Source organism: Amycolatopsis endophytica (assembly GCF_013410405.1).
GTDB lineage: Bacteria > Actinomycetota > Actinomycetes > Mycobacteriales > Pseudonocardiaceae > Amycolatopsis_E > Amycolatopsis_E endophytica.
This window is the reverse complement of record NZ_JACCFK010000001.1, coordinates 1,440,357-1,454,008: the sequence shown is the minus strand read 5'-3', so window position 1 is coordinate 1,454,008 and position 13,652 is coordinate 1,440,357. Positions and strand designations below refer to the sequence as shown.

The window sequence follows — 13,652 nt, the reverse complement described above, 5'->3', positions numbered from 1 at the left end:
CGCGCACCTCCACGTCGAGGTGGTCGTCCACTTTCTGCGAGGTTAGCCGTGGGGGCCGACATTTTCGTTTCGCCGCCCCGGTCTCGGTTCCGTTTCGGACCGGTCAGTGGAACAGGGCGAGCTTGCCCGCGACCTCACGCGCGGCCGCGAGCAGCGTGCGCACGGTCCCCAGGTAGGTCTTGGCCTCCGAGGGCAGGATGTGGCTGTCCCGGCTGGTCGGCATGTCCAGTTCGCGTGCGCGCTGGCGGAGCAGCTCGATCTGTGAGAACTGGTGCCCGAACTGGGCCGCCACGGCAGTCCCGACGACCTGTTCGGGCGCCGACAGCGCGGGCCGCAGCCCCTGGCGCGCCAGCAGGCCGGCGCCGATCAGCTGCGCGGCCTTCGCCAGCAGCAGGAACGCCGAGTCCGCCGAGACCTCCACCAGCCGCTCCGCGGACGAGATGTGCTTGGCCGCCAGGTCCAGGAACGGTTGCGCGTTCGCCGCCGGCCCGCCGACGAGGTCGAGGTGACCCGAACGGACGAGCTGGTGGACGACGTCGTGCCCGGTCAGCCCGATACCCGAGGTCAGCGGTGCCTGCCGGGGCCGGATGGGCGCGATCTCGACGACCGGGTGCCCTGGCCGCTGGCGGGGGATCTGGAAGCCGTCCACACCGCGCTCGGGCGCGGCGATGGAGAAGCTCACCGGACGCTTGAGCCGCTGCTCGGCCCGGCGCGCGGCGGTGTGCAGGGCCTGCTCGTCCGGTGGCGTTCCCGGCTGCACGGAGACCAGCAGTTCGATGCTTTCCGGGGCGGGCCCTGGCAGGCCGGCGAACCGGTCGGCCCACACGCCGCCGACCAGGATCCGCAGCACGTGGCGCACGCTGCCGAACTCCTCGCCGATGATCTGCGGCACGCCGTAGGTGAGGCGCAGCAGCTCGGCCAGCGGGCGCGCGAGCGGCCCGTCCCCGGACGCGCGCATCAGCCGGATGGTGCCTTCGCGGCGGCTCGTGAGGATGCCGGCCTTTTCCAGGAGCTTGTTCTCCTTGTCCACGGAGGCCAGTGAGCTGCCGGAGTGTTCGGCGAGTTCGGTGAGGCTGAACGAGCGGTCCGGGTTCAATAGTGTCGCGGCGAGAATGCCGGCCTGGACGCGCGACCGGAACACCGGCAGCAGCGCCGGGGTCCCCTGCGCGCGGCGAGCGGGCCCGGGCGATGCGGGCGCGTTTTCGGTGACGACGGCGTGCCCGAGCCGGTTGCGCCGTCGGGCCGCCGCGGCCGCTTGGTCGAGGTGTTCCTGGGGCACGTGCAGGACGACGGACAGCCATCGTCGGGTGCCCAGTCTCGGGATCTGGTGCCCACGTTCCCACCGGGCGACCAGGTCACGCGTGACGGTCGGCCGCCCCGACACGGTCGCCAGCTCACGCGCCAGGGTGTACTGGCTGAGCTTCCGTTCCCGCCGAGCGGCCCGGATGAGGTGCGAGATGGGCTGGTTCAGGTCCACTTCCATGATCCTCAGGGCTCCTAGTTCCGCCGATTGGAGTCATGACCGTAGTCCCGGAACTGGCCCCCGCACCGTACGTTTCGCGCACGCTTTCATCTGTTTTGCGCCCTCGGACGTCTGCACGCGGCACCTGACTGAACTCGGTCCCTGGCTGTGAGCTTTTGGGCTGGGAAACCCTGGATCTCGTTCTCCTCGGTCGAGACGCGACGAACGGACGGAAGATGTGCTTGTCGGACCTTTTGCTCAGATCGAACGCCTCCATGCGCGACGCGTTCACCGTCGTCGACATGAACGACCTCAGCGATGTTTTCGTGGTGGATGATTCCACCCGGTTGGTGGGTGCCGTCTCCGAACAGGACCTGCGGCGCGCCCTGCTCGGCGGCGTGTCACTGGACGATCCGATCACGCCGCTCGTGCGTCCGTGGCGCGCGACCGCGAACCAGGCGGCTGATCGTGCCGCCGTCCTGGATCTGATGCGTGCGCTGGGGGTTCGCAACATCCCTGTGGTCGACTCCGTCGACCGCGTGATCGGGCTGCACGTGGAGCGGCGGATCATCGGTGTGCCGAAGCTGCCGAACTGGGCGGTGATCATGGCGGGCGGCAAGGGTACTCGGCTGGGGTCTCTTACGAAGACCGTTCCGAAGCCGATGCTTACGGTGGCGGGCCGTCCCATCTTGGAACGCCTGGTGCTGCATCTCGTCGGCTCCGGAGTGGAGAAGATATTCCTTTCAGTCAATTACCTGGCGAACATCATCGAGAAGCATTTCGGTGACGGCGGGCACCTCGGCTGTAGCATCGAGTACCTGCGCGAGGACCCCGACGTGCCGCTCGGCACCGGTGGGGCCCTGCGGCTGCTGGGCGACCTGGGGTACCAGGCTGATTATCCGCTGCTGGTCATGAACGGCGACCTGGTCACGAACTTCTCGGTCAGCGGACTGCTCGAAGCGCACCGGAAGGAACAGGTGCTGGCGACTATCGCCACGAGCACCTACCACCACGAGGTGCCCTTCGGTGTGTTGCGGTCCGAGCGCAACCAGCTCACCCGGATCGTCGAGAAGCCGATACAGGAATGGCCTGTCAATGCCGGCATCTACACGGTGGACCCAGTCCTGATCGGCCGGATCCCGGTCGATCAGGAATTCCCCATCACACGCCTGTTCGAGGATTGCCTGAGCCGCGGAGAAAAGGTCGGTCTTTGGCCCCTTCGTGATGACTGGCAGGACATCGGCAGGCCCAACGAACTGGCACAGGCAAGGGGGCAGTGATGTCCGAAGCGACCAAGATCCAGGTCCAGCTCACCGGCGGTCCCGCCGGAATCCCGGCGGTGCTGGACATCGACTCCGAACTCCTGCCGGACGGGCGTCTCAAGGTCCCCTTCGCTGCCGGCTACGAGCATTTCGAACTCATCGAGACGGAGACACCAGGCGCGACGCCGGTCTTCGCCTGGTCCACCCGAACACGAATCGCGGAGTGAGCATGTCGTCCCTCTATGAGGCTGTGACCGAAGCCCGGACCCTGTTGTTCGTCCCCGGTAACAGACCGGACAGGTTTCCCAAGGCGGTCGATTCCGGAGCCGACATCGTGGTCTTCGACATCGAGGACGCGGTCGCTCCGGCCGAGAAGGACCAGGCACGGGACAACATCGGCGCGTGGTTGGACGAAGGCGGCTCCGGGATCGTGCGCATAAACGACGACGCGACCCCGTGGTACCGGTACGACCTGGAGATGCTGGCCGGCCGGGGGTGCGGGGTGATGGTGCCGAAGGTGACCTGTCCTCGCCAGGTGCGCCAGGTGATCGACGTGATGCGCCCCGAGGCGTGCGTAATGCCCCTGTTGGAGTTGGCGACAGGAATCGTCGACGCGCGCGACATCTGCTCCGTGCCCGGTGTGACCCGGGCCGTGTTCGGCAATGCCGACCTCGGGCGTGAGCTAGGGGTGGACCATGCCGATCGGGACGCGATGTTCTTCGCCCGCTCCCAGGTCGTGATGGCATCGCGGGCGGCTGGAATCACGCCACCGGTCGACGGTGTGACCACGGCGATCGAGGACCTCGACCTGGTACGCGCGGACGCGGAACACGCGGCCAAGCTGGGATTCACTGGGAAGCTCTGTCTGCACCCGCGGCAGGTCAAACTCGTCGCGGAGGCGTTCGGCCCGTCGGCCGAGGAGGTGCGTTGGGCGCGGGCGGTCATCGACGCGTTCGAGACCGGTTCGATGACGGCGATCGAGGGCGAGGCGGTCGGCAAGCCCATCGTCGCCAGGGCACGGCTCGTTCTTGACCGAATCGACCGAGGCAGGGTCGCCGAGGCATGAGTGCGGCCCCGGCGACCCACGTTCCCGGACTGAGCACGGCGGCGAAAACCAAAGCGATGACGGCGGTCTGCCTGGCGCAGTTCGCCGTCGTGCTCGACTCGTTCGTCGGATTCGTCGCTCTGCCGTCGATCCAGCGGGACCTAGGGTTTTCGGGGGCCGGTGTCACCTGGGTGATCAACTCGTACATCCTGGTTTTCGGCGGGTTCCTGGTTTTCGGCGGCCGGTGTGCCGACGTGATCGGACAGCGGGTCACGTTCCTCTGGGGTACCGGGATCTTCGCCGTGACGTCGGTGATCTGTGGACTGTCGGTCTCGCCGTACATGCTGGTCGGCGCACGGTTCGCGCAGGGGCTGGGCGCGGCCCTCATGGCTCCAGCTGCACTGGCGATCCTGGTCCGGACTTTCCACGACGGCCCTGGACGACGCCGGGCGCTGACCTTGTGGGGCATCGTCAGCGGGTGCGGAGCGACGACCGGGCTGGTGGCGGGCGGAGCCTTGGTCGACTTGTTCTCCTGGCCGTCGATCTTCTTCGTGAACCTCCCCGTGTGCGTCGCGATCCTGGTCCTGGCGCGACGATCAGTACCGCCGTTCCGACTGGAGCGGGGAGGGCGATTCGACTTCCTGGGCGCCATCGCCGTGACCGGCGCGTTGCTGGCGCTGGTGTACGCGGTGATCAGCGTGGAAAGTGCTGGCTGGACGGCACCGCCGACGCTCGGGGCTCTCGCGCTCGCGTTATTGCTCGGGGGGATGTTCGTCCTCGTCGAACACGTGCATCCAAACCCGATGATCGAACTGAGGATGTTCCGGGTCCGGTCCCTGACGGTCGCGAACCTGACTCTGTTTCTCTTGTGTGGTGCGCCCGCATGCGGCATCTACGTGGCGACGATGTACCTCCAGAACGTCATGATGTACTCGTCAGGGCACACGGGTCTGGTCTTCCTGCCCGCGTCCTTCGCCGTGGTCTTCGGCTCGTTCGCCGCGCAACGCTTCATTCCCTTGATCGGCGTGCGGCGATTGGTGACGGCGGCCGCGGCGATCGCGGCGGCCGGATCGGTCTTGTTGGGAACGGCGGGAACGGGACCGGCCGGTATGGACGCATTGATGATCTCGGGCGCTGTTTTCGTGCTGTACCTGGGCGCCTCGTGCGTAAGCATAGCGTTACGAGTGCTAGCGACGTCCGATTTGGACGTTGGCGATGTCGGAGCGGCATCTGGTCTGATCAACACCGCTCAGCAGGTGGGTGCCGCGTTCTGGCTCGCGGTCTTCTCTTCGGTTGTCACGCGCCACGTCGCCAATGGCAGCGACGCCCCGGTCGTGTTGCTCAGCAGCACCTACGAGCTCGTGGCCTGGGCAAGTAGCGGGTTGGCTGTGTTGTCCGCGATCGTCGCGGCGGCCGCGCTACCGGCAGGGCCGGGTGGTCGGAGCGCGTCGAGCGATCGTGCCCGATGACGCCAGTTCGCTGATCTCCGCGGGTGCGTACCCCAGCTCCTGAAGTACAGTGTCCGTGTCGGTCCCGATGGCGTCGCGGATCGCACGGCTCACTGACCCGGGTCGCTGGGGGACTGCCGGGAACGGGCCTTGCATGCGTACCCATCCGAGGTCCATGTCCTCGACCTCGATGATGCTTCCGCGAATTCTGAAATGCTCGTCCCCCAGAATGTCCGAAGCGTCGTACACAGGCGCGACCGCGACGTCCGCGGCCGCCATCGAATCGAGGACCTCCGATCGAGGGCGTACTGTGATCCACCGGCCGATCAGCCGGTCGAGCGCCTCCCGGTTGGCCAGTCTGGCCGGGTTGGTGGCGAAACGGGGATCGTTGACTGCCTCCTCGCCACCCACCAGCCGTAACAGCCGCTCGGCGACGTTCTGGGCGGCTCCCGAAAGGACGACCCAGTGCCCATCGCGAGTGCGGTAGGTGTTGCGCGGTGCGATCTGAGGGACAGCGTTGCCCATTCTCTCCTGGAGGGACCCGAGCTGGTCGTATTCCACGATGTGGCTGCCGACGACCGACATCAACGGTTCGTACAGTGCGGTGTCGATCTGCACACCGCTTCCCGTGCGCTCACGGTCCCAGAGCGCCGCTGAAACGGCGAACGCGGTGGTGATTCCGGCAATACCGTCCGCAAGCCCGAACGGGGGCAGTACAGGAGTACCGCTCGGTGTTCCCGTGACTGCCGCGAACCCACTCATGGCTTCGGCAATGGTGCCGAAGCCGGGACGCCGGCTGTACGGACCTGTTTGTCCGAAGCCGCTTACCGCGGCATGTACGAGACGGGGATTGAGCCGGCGCAAATCGGGCCAGCCAAGTCCCCACGCTTCGAGGCGGCCCGGTCTGAAGTTCGAGATCAGCACGTCCGCATCGGCGAGGAGCCGTCGAATCACCTCTTGGCCCGCGTCTTCGTGCAGGTCCACCGCGATCAACCGCTTGTTGCGGTTCACCATGCGGAAGAAGAGCGGGTGACCATCCTTTTCGTGTCCCCAATTCCGCAGGTCGTCACCCGACGGATGTTCAACCTTGACGACATCCGCGCCGTGGTCACCCAGCATCATCGCGGCGAAGGGGCCGGCGAACAACGTCGACAGGTCGATGACGCGACAGCCGCGTAACAAACCTTCCGGCATGGATTGCCTCCGGCAGGGGATCTGGTGTCACTCTTGGTCGCGCCAGGCTGCGGTGAGGTTCTCCCGGTCTTCGGGATGTGCGATCGAGATCAATCGTCTTGCCCGTTCAGCCAGCGAGGCGCGGGCCAGCTCGACGGCTCCCCATTCGGTGACTACGATGTCGGCATCGCTGCGCGGGACCGTGACCACCCCGCCCGCCAGAGCCGGGACGATGCGCGGCCGACCGCGGGAAGTGCGCGAGCGTATCGCGATGACGGAGCGTCCTCCGTCCGACGCGCGTGCTCCTCGCACGAAGTCGAGAAGGCCACCGACACCGCCGACGTAGCCCCCAGGCACGTACTCGGCGTTCACCTGCCCGCTCAGGTCCACCTCGACCGCCGCGTTGATGGCGGTCATCCGCCGCTGCCCCGCCAGCACGCCGGCACTCAGTGCCTGGCGAGAGGGGCGGAACAGGACAGGATACTGCCCGATATCGAGTGATGGATCGAACGCCAGTGAGCTGCCGGTGGTACGACCGGCGTCAGATGACTTGTAGGAGTTTGTCACCGCCCCCGACTCCATCAAATCGAGCATCGGCTTTGTCACCATGCCCGTGTGGATGCCGAGATCACGGTGGTGCTGGAGCGCATCGAGGACACAGGACGGCAGCGTACCTATGCCGACCTCGAGCGTAGCGCGTTTCGGCACGAAGTCGGCGACGTGCCTGGCGATCCTGCGGTCCACCTCGTCTGGCGCGGCTGACGGCGCGGGGTGAATCGGGCGATCGGTGCGTACGACCGCGTCCAATTCGTCGGCTCGAATCGTCCGCGTTCCCCGGGTCAGCGGAGCGTTCGTATTGACCTCGGCAATGACCGCACGGGCACGCGTCACGAGATCGTCCGTGTAAGTGTGGTCCAGGCCGGCGCTGTAGTTACCCTCCGAATCGGGGCCCGCCAACTGGACGAATGCGACATCGATCGGGAAGCGTCCGGTGTGTATGTCCTGGCAGAACTGGCTCAGTTGCATGGGATGAACGTCGAGCACGCCGAGCCGGGACAGTCGCGAGTTCGCGCCGAGACCGCCGAGCCCTTGGAACCGGAGTGTGTCGCCGTGTTCCTTCTGCAGGTGATTCCCGAACGACAACGTCAGGAACACATCGAGTGGGCCGAGTTGGGATCGCTGGGCGATCAGTTGCTCGATGAGTGTGAGCGGTTCGGCGTTGCCCTGGGACCAGAGCAGACGGTCGCCGGCACGGATCCACTTCGTCAGGTCAAGCGATCCGAGGTCATCGAGGGCCGGGGTCATATCGCGTCAGTCCTCGTCGAGCGGCGCGGTTGTCATGCGGTGGAGTTCCGCCGTGATGGAGGCGACGTACCGGTCCGTATCGGCGCGGGAGTGCAGATCTGGGCGGTAGACGCACTGGATTGTCAGTCGCCCATTGTAGTTGTACGTGACGTAGCACGGATAAGGTGCCATGACGCGGTGGGTGAAGAGCTGGAAATCGGTGATACGGATCGATGGCGGGCTCGAAAACTCCGGTAAACGACCGAGATTGCTGAGGCTGACGCTGTCGAGGTAGTTGGCCGAGCCAAGATCCTGGACCTCGTCCTGCCGGAAGGAGTCTGTCAGCAAGATGCGGTGGATGTCCTGGTCGGCAATCGATTCGTCGAGTTGCTGCTTCACCTTGGTGCCGATCGCGGCGGGGTCGTCGTCGATTTCGACCTTGATCGGTGCGGTGTGGATACCGACGAAGTTCGTGGTCTCCGGCGGAGCGACCGGCGGCGAGACGCGCGGCCGCAGGTGCACCGGAGCCCAGCAAGCCATCATCGATGACGGCAGGGCGTCTCCGCGGTCCCGACGGTGGCAGCGCAGGAGGATTCCGCAGAGGTAGGCGTGCACAGACGTTTCAGCCCTTTTCGCCGCGCGGAGTAGCGCAGCAGTCTGTCGTTCGGACAAGGTGATGTAGTGGCGTAAGGCCTCATCCTTGGTGAAGCTCGGAGCGTCGGACGGTCTCGGGTGGTCCCCCGGTGCGTCGATCCCCAACCTGCCGGCGAGAACTTCCGACGGTCGCGATGGTAGGTCGGACGAGACAGCTGGACTCACCTGACCATGCTGGGACAACGTCGTGTAGATCTCCAGAAACTCGCGTAGGAAAGCGAGCTTGACCTGTCCGTCGGCGATGGCGTGGTCGGTGTGCATCAGCATGACGCCGCCGGACGAACTCGTGAAGACGGTAAGCTTCGCGACAGCCGCCGCGATATCCCAGGGCATCGCCGTCTTGCACAGATCTTCCAGCGAGGCGCGCTCGAGTTCGGCGTCGGAGCAACCGGGATGCCACGAGACAGCAGGTGTCTCGTCGTCACGCGGGAGGTACAACTCGAACCCCTGTTCCGTCCCTCTGATTCGTGCTCGCAGGGCGGCGCGACGATGGCAGAGGACTCGAAACGCTTCGACAAGGGCGGCGTTGTCGAGCGTCCCGGAGAACCGCAGGATGAGCGCTGTGGGCATGTCCATGGCCTGGTACTCGATGGTGTCGAGATAGCGCGGGTGCATCAGCGGTCGGCTCCCTGTCGTGATCATCGTAAGGGTGGCTGGTTCCGGGCATGAACCTCGGAAAGTCTGGTTGGGGCCGGTGACGGGAGGTAGGAGCTCACTTACACCGGCGCGGTTTCGCTGAGTGAAATGCCTAGTTGAGTATCGTCCTCCCGGCTGGGCCTGTCAACGTTCCCGGAATCGATGCGGGCAATCAGCTGAAGTCGCCGTCTGTGGCCGGCTCTTCTCCCCGGAATAGACAGGTTTCGTGGAAACTCCTCGATACGACGCTGATCACGGCAGGTGTGGCCGGTGAGCGAACTGACTGGTAAGCGTGTGCTCGTAACAGGGGCTGACGGCTTCATCGGAAGCCACCTGGTCGAACGGCTGGTGGACGAGGGAGTGCAGGTTCGTGCTCTCTGTGTTTACAACTCCAACGGCTCGTACGGCTGGCTCGACGAGCTCGACGCCCGCCATCCGCGCAACCTCGATCTGCGGCTGGGCGACATCCGGGATGCCAAGTGTGTCCGGGGGCTGGTCGAAGACACCGACGTCGTGTTCCATCTGGCGGCCCTGATCGCCATCCCGTACAGCTACCAGGCGCCCGCTTCGTTCGTGGATACCAACGTCGTCGGCACGCTGAATGTGCTCGAAGCGGCGCGGGAGTCGAACGGACCACGCGTGGTGAACACGTCCACGAGCGAGGTGTACGGAACTCCGGAGCACGTGCCGATCCGCGAAAGCCACGAACTCCGGGCTTTCTCCCCGTACGCCGCGACCAAGATAGCGGCCGACAAACTGTGCGAGGCGTACGCGCGGTCGTTCGGCATCGACGTCGTCACGCTTCGGCCGTTCAACACCTTCGGGCCCAGGCAGTCGCTCAGGGCGGTGATCCCCACCATCTTGGCTCAGCTCCTCGCTGGCCGGGAAGTCGTGAACTTGGGAAGTGTATGGCCGAAACGCGACTTCACCTACGTCGCCGACACGGTCGACGGGTTCCTGCGAACTGCGGTGTCGGACGTGCCTCCGGGAGAGGTGGTACAGCTCGGTACGGGCTCCTGCGTGTCGATCGGGGAACTGTTCGAGCTCTGCTGCGAGGTCACGGGGGCTTCTGCGGAGATCGAGTCCGAATCCTTGAGATTCCGCCCCGATGCGGGTGAAGTCGAGATACTGCTGTCCGACCCGAGTCGTGCGTGGGACCTTATCAGCTGGAAACCGGCCACGGATTTAGCGGAGGGACTCGCGCTTACCGTGGAATGGATGAAGCCCCGCGTTGATCACCTCAGGTCTGAGAGGTACCACCGATGACTGCGGCGGACCGCATCGCGCTGTCCGAGCCGCTACTCGGAGGCAACGAGTTGGCATACTTGCGGGAGTGTGTCGAGAGTAATTTCGTGTCGTCGGCAGGCCCGTTCGTGAACGACTTCGAGATTAAGTTCGCCGAGCGGGTCCATAGCCGGCACGCCGTGGCGTGTGCGAGCGGTACCGCGGCTCTCCACGTGGCGATGCGTATCGCGGGTGCGGGGCCGGGCAAGCTGATCGCGGTGTCGGACTTCACGTTCATCGCGTCAGCCAACGCCGTGAGTTACACCGGTGCGGACCTTCTGCTCGTCGACAGTGAGCAACAGACGTGGAACATGAACACCGAGCTGTTGTACGACGATGTCTGTCGACGGGCGCGCCTCGGACGCCGCATCCCAGATATCGTCGAGGTGGTTCACGTACTTGGCCATCCTGCCGATATCGAACCACTCTTCGAGCTGCGAAGTCGATTCGGGATCCGGCTCATCGAAGACGCGGCGGAGGCTCACGGGGCCCGCTGGCGGGCCGGCATGGTCGAGGGCTGCCAGGTCGGTACAGTGGGAGACTTGGGTTGCTTTTCCTTCAACGGGAACAAGCTAATCACTTCTGGCAGCGGTGGGATGGTCGTGAGCAACGACGCGGCGGCTGCTCGCCGGACACGGCACCTCGTCAACCAGGCGAAATCCAGCGAGCACGGATACGTCCACGACGAGATCGGTTACAACTACCGGATGAGCAACATCGCAGCCGCTGTAGGGTTGGCTCAGTTGGAGCAGCTGGATTCCTTCCTACTCCGCAAACGGACCATGGCCGAGCAGTATGATCGGTTGCTGGCTTCTGCGCCTTTGCGCCGTCCGCCGCGCGCGAACTGGGCGTCACCGTCACACTGGCTCTACTCGGTGTTGCTCCGAGGCCAGAACAATCGTGTCGCCGACGTCGTACACGAGCTCAACGAACGGGGCATTCAAGGACGACGTCTTTGGCCGCCTTTGCATCGGCAGCGCCCTTACGAGTCGTGTGAACGTCTGGGCGGGGTCGTTGCTGAAGATCTTTACCAGAACGGCCTATCGCTGCCCAGTTCGCTCGGAATCACGTCCGAGGAGCAGGGCCGTGTTGTGACGCGACTCTGCAACGTCCTCGCTCACGATGGCCCGCAGCAGAAACACGCTCCTGAGTCGGAGACGCAGCCTTGAGATCGGACACGGTGAAGATCTGTGTGTTCACCGGGTCCCGGGCCGACTACGGTCCTCTGATTCCGGTTCTGCGGAGGCTGGATCTCGATCCTGAGATCGATCTCCGGATTTTGGCGAGCGGTGGCCATCTGATGCGTGAACAGGGAAACACCGTCGAAGTGATAGAGAAAGACGGGTTCAGGGTCGCAGATCGCGTTGAGATGGTCTTGGCTGGAGACAGCCCGGTCTCGGTCGCGAAATCCATGGGCCTAGCCATACTCGGTTATGCCGACGCGTTGGCGCGGATGGAGCCGGATGTCCTGTGCGTCCTGGGTGATCGGTACGAAGCGCTGTCCGCGGTTCTCGCCGCCCTGCCAAGGAACACGATGGTGGTTCACTTCGGCGGTGGGCAACTCACGCTGGGGTCGGCGGACGATCGGATTCGTCACGCTATTTCCAGGATCGCTCACCTTCATTTCGTGTTCGCCGAGGAAGACCGAAAACAGCTCATCCGAATGGGCGTCGCCGAGGACTGTGTTCACGATGCCGGACGGATGAACGTCGAGCACGGTATCACGGAGAACCTGATTGACCGGCGGGATCTGGAGGACCGCCTGGGCAGGAAATTGCGGTCGCCTTCATTTGCGGTCACCCTCCATCCCGTCACCGGCAAGCCGGAGGAAACGGGTGAAGCGCTGGACGCGCTGTTGGCTGTACTGGCGCAGTATGAGCACGGAACAATCGTGTTCACCGCCCCGAACGTCGATCACGGCAGCGGCGACATATCGGTGGCGATATCGCAATTCGTCGCCGAGCATCCGAGCTTCACCACGTATGTGCCGTCCCTCGGGCAGCGCGGTTATCTCGGCCTCGTGCGGCACTGCGACGTCGTGGTCGGGAACTCCTCGAGCGGTCTTCTCGAAGCTCCGCTCCTCGGTACACCGACTGTCAACATCGGGTCACGACAAGACGGGCGGGCGAAAGCGGATTCCGTTTTCGACTGTGCAGCCACGCCTGCCGGTGTTCAGCGAGCGATCGACGCGGCGCTGTCTTGCGACGTTGATAGGGGTCATCACGAAAATGCGGTACCGACGAACGAGAACATCGATGAAGCAGTGGTCGAAGTGATCAAACGGAGGTCGCGGGAAAACCTTCGCGACGCGAGAAGGAGCGACAGCAAATGGCGTTGATCTGTGTGACAGGCGTGTCCGGCAGGGTGGGTTCGACGCTCGTTCCGCAACTCGTGCGCGCCGGCCATCACGTTCGGTGCGTCGGTAGGGCGCCCGAGCGGTTGTCGGTGGGTGGTGTGGAGGTGGTGGAGGCGTCGTTGACTGATGGTGGGGCGTTGGCGCGTGCGGTGGCGGGTGTGGATGTGGTGGTGCATCTGGCGGCGCAGATGGTGCTGGGTGAGTCGTCGGTGGAGCGTTATTACGACGTCAACGTGATGGGTACGTTGCGTTTGCTGGAGGCGTCGGTGTCGCAGTCGGTGCCGGTACGGCAGTTCGTCTACGCCAGCACGGACAACACCTACGATCCGGCGCACGCTCCGCGGGAACCCATCACCGAGGACCACCCTCAGTTCCCGGGTGACTACTACGGAACCTCGAAGGTGCTGTGCGAGCAGTTGGTGCGTAACTACCAGAAACTGCACGGCCTGAACTACACCATCCTGCGTTACGGATCGGTTCTGGCCCCCAACGAAGCCGTCGCGTTGTTCCGCCTGGATTGGGTCCGCGGGTTCCTGGCCACCCACACCACCGCCGGCCGCCGCAGCAACCTCTGGCAACTCCTCGCCGGTGGGGACGACTTCCTCGGCGCACTCCAAGAGCAGATCGGCGACCGCACCGGCAATCCCGCCCTCGCCCTCACCGGCCCCGACGGCCGTCCCTGGGCCATCCACACCTCCGACGTCCGCGACACCGTCGCCGGCACCCTGGCCGCCATCGACCACCCCAATGCCATCAACCAGGACTTCAACATCGTCGGACCCCGCACCACCACCTTCACCGAAGGCGCCACCGTCATCGCCAAGCACTACAACCTCGACCTGCTCACCGCCCACATGCCCGCCACCCTCGCCTTCGAACTATCCACCCACAAAGCCACGCAACTCCTCGACTACCACCCCCACCACGACTTCGACTCCACCATCACCACCGCCCAAGACCCCAACCCCACACCCGACTACACCCCCGTCACACAAGGCTGGATCCCCACAAGCGATCCGCGATCGTGAAGACTTAGGCTCGCTCTCGG

At 65.0% G+C, this 13,652-nt stretch carries 12 protein-coding genes; 8 read left to right on the top strand and 4 right to left on the bottom strand.

Features of this window, described 5'->3' with window-relative positions; translation table 11 throughout:
• Positions 1-103: 103 nt before the first annotated feature.
• On the bottom strand, positions 104-1,483 hold the full coding sequence (locus HNR02_RS07200) for a transcriptional regulator (RefSeq protein WP_179772404.1): 1,380 nt from the start codon (positions 1,481-1,483) through the stop codon (positions 104-106).
• Between the two features lie 215 nt (positions 1,484-1,698).
• Between HNR02_RS07200 and HNR02_RS07195 the strand changes: the two genes are divergently transcribed.
• Genes HNR02_RS07195 through HNR02_RS07180 form a run of 4 tightly spaced genes read left to right on the top strand, consistent with a single transcriptional unit; the run spans position 1,699 to position 5,238 of the window.
• On the top strand, positions 1,699-2,742 hold the full coding sequence (locus HNR02_RS07195; protein WP_281377187.1) for a nucleotidyltransferase family protein: 1,044 nt from the start codon (positions 1,699-1,701) through the stop codon (positions 2,740-2,742).
• Positions 2,742-2,951 carry a DUF5988 family protein gene (locus HNR02_RS07190; RefSeq protein ID WP_179772403.1) on the top strand — a complete coding sequence of 70 codons (210 nt, stop codon included), beginning with the start codon at positions 2,742-2,744 and terminating at the stop codon, positions 2,949-2,951. The genes HNR02_RS07195 and HNR02_RS07190 overlap by 1 nt, the downstream gene beginning before the upstream one ends.
• Before the next feature lie 2 nt (positions 2,952-2,953).
• Entirely contained in the window at positions 2,954-3,790 is an 837-nt protein-coding gene (locus tag HNR02_RS07185; RefSeq protein WP_179772402.1) for an HpcH/HpaI aldolase/citrate lyase family protein, read from the top strand.
• The gene (locus HNR02_RS07180; protein ID WP_179772401.1) at positions 3,787-5,238 is read left to right on the top strand and encodes an MFS transporter; all 1,452 of its coding nucleotides are present in this window, start codon (positions 3,787-3,789) and stop codon (positions 5,236-5,238) included. Before HNR02_RS07185 ends, HNR02_RS07180 begins: the two co-directional genes overlap by 4 nt.
• On the opposite strand, the gene HNR02_RS07175 is transcribed toward HNR02_RS07180, so the two are convergent.
• The 3 genes from HNR02_RS07175 to HNR02_RS07165 are packed head-to-tail and all read right to left on the bottom strand — an operon-like array spanning position 5,188 to position 8,943.
• Positions 5,188-6,411: a CaiB/BaiF CoA transferase family protein gene (locus HNR02_RS07175; RefSeq protein ID WP_179772400.1), complete on the bottom strand. Its 1,224-nt coding sequence runs from the start codon at positions 6,409-6,411 to the stop codon at positions 5,188-5,190. The two genes, HNR02_RS07180 and HNR02_RS07175, sit on opposite strands and share 51 nt — an antisense overlap.
• A gap of 27 nt (positions 6,412-6,438) precedes the next feature.
• Entirely contained in the window at positions 6,439-7,695 is a 1,257-nt protein-coding gene (locus HNR02_RS07170) for an acetyl-CoA hydrolase/transferase family protein (RefSeq protein ID WP_179772399.1), read from the bottom strand.
• 6 nt (positions 7,696-7,701) lie between these two features.
• Positions 7,702-8,943, bottom strand: coding sequence for a phthiocerol/phthiodiolone dimycocerosyl transferase family protein (locus HNR02_RS07165; protein ID WP_179772398.1), 1,242 nt, complete (start codon positions 8,941-8,943; stop codon positions 7,702-7,704).
• Positions 8,944-9,234: 291 nt separating this feature from the next.
• On the opposite strand from HNR02_RS07165, the gene HNR02_RS07160 reads away from it, so the two are divergent.
• The 4 genes from HNR02_RS07160 to HNR02_RS07145 are packed head-to-tail and all read left to right on the top strand — an operon-like array spanning position 9,235 to position 13,632.
• On the top strand, positions 9,235-10,230 hold the full coding sequence (locus HNR02_RS07160) for an SDR family NAD(P)-dependent oxidoreductase (protein WP_312860929.1): 996 nt from the start codon (positions 9,235-9,237) through the stop codon (positions 10,228-10,230).
• Positions 10,227-11,417, top strand: coding sequence for a DegT/DnrJ/EryC1/StrS family aminotransferase (locus HNR02_RS07155; RefSeq protein ID WP_179772396.1), 1,191 nt, complete (start codon positions 10,227-10,229; stop codon positions 11,415-11,417). The genes HNR02_RS07160 and HNR02_RS07155 overlap by 4 nt, the downstream gene beginning before the upstream one ends.
• Positions 11,418-11,428: 11 nt before the next feature.
• A complete protein-coding gene (gene neuC / locus HNR02_RS07150; RefSeq protein WP_179772395.1) occupies positions 11,429-12,586 on the top strand; it encodes a UDP-N-acetylglucosamine 2-epimerase in 1,158 nt (385 codons plus the stop codon).
• Positions 12,577-13,632, top strand: a complete 1,056-nt coding sequence (locus HNR02_RS07145) for an NAD-dependent epimerase/dehydratase family protein (protein ID WP_179772394.1) — start codon at positions 12,577-12,579, stop codon at positions 13,630-13,632. The genes neuC and HNR02_RS07145 overlap by 10 nt, the downstream gene beginning before the upstream one ends.
• Positions 13,633-13,652 lie beyond the last annotated feature (20 nt).

Excerpts from the sequence above, each read along its gene's own strand:
- HNR02_RS07200 (WP_179772404.1), bottom strand. The coding sequence starts at position 1,483 with ATGGAAGTGGACCTGAACCAGCCCATCTCGCACCTCATCCGGGCCGCT.
- HNR02_RS07195 (WP_281377187.1), top strand. The coding sequence starts at position 1,699 with ATGTGCTTGTCGGACCTTTTGCTCAGATCGAACGCCTCCATGCGCGAC.
- HNR02_RS07190 (WP_179772403.1), top strand. The coding sequence starts at position 2,742 with ATGTCCGAAGCGACCAAGATCCAGGTCCAGCTCACCGGCGGTCCCGCC.
- HNR02_RS07185 (WP_179772402.1), top strand. The coding sequence starts at position 2,954 with ATGTCGTCCCTCTATGAGGCTGTGACCGAAGCCCGGACCCTGTTGTTC.
- HNR02_RS07180 (WP_179772401.1), top strand. The coding sequence starts at position 3,787 with ATGAGTGCGGCCCCGGCGACCCACGTTCCCGGACTGAGCACGGCGGCG.
- HNR02_RS07175 (WP_179772400.1), bottom strand. The coding sequence starts at position 6,411 with ATGCCGGAAGGTTTGTTACGCGGCTGTCGCGTCATCGACCTGTCGACG.
- HNR02_RS07170 (WP_179772399.1), bottom strand. The coding sequence starts at position 7,695 with ATGACCCCGGCCCTCGATGACCTCGGATCGCTTGACCTGACGAAGTGG.
- HNR02_RS07165 (WP_179772398.1), bottom strand. The coding sequence starts at position 8,943 with ATGCACCCGCGCTATCTCGACACCATCGAGTACCAGGCCATGGACATG.
- HNR02_RS07155 (WP_179772396.1), top strand. The coding sequence starts at position 10,227 with ATGACTGCGGCGGACCGCATCGCGCTGTCCGAGCCGCTACTCGGAGGC.
- HNR02_RS07145 (WP_179772394.1), top strand. The coding sequence starts at position 12,577 with ATGGCGTTGATCTGTGTGACAGGCGTGTCCGGCAGGGTGGGTTCGACG.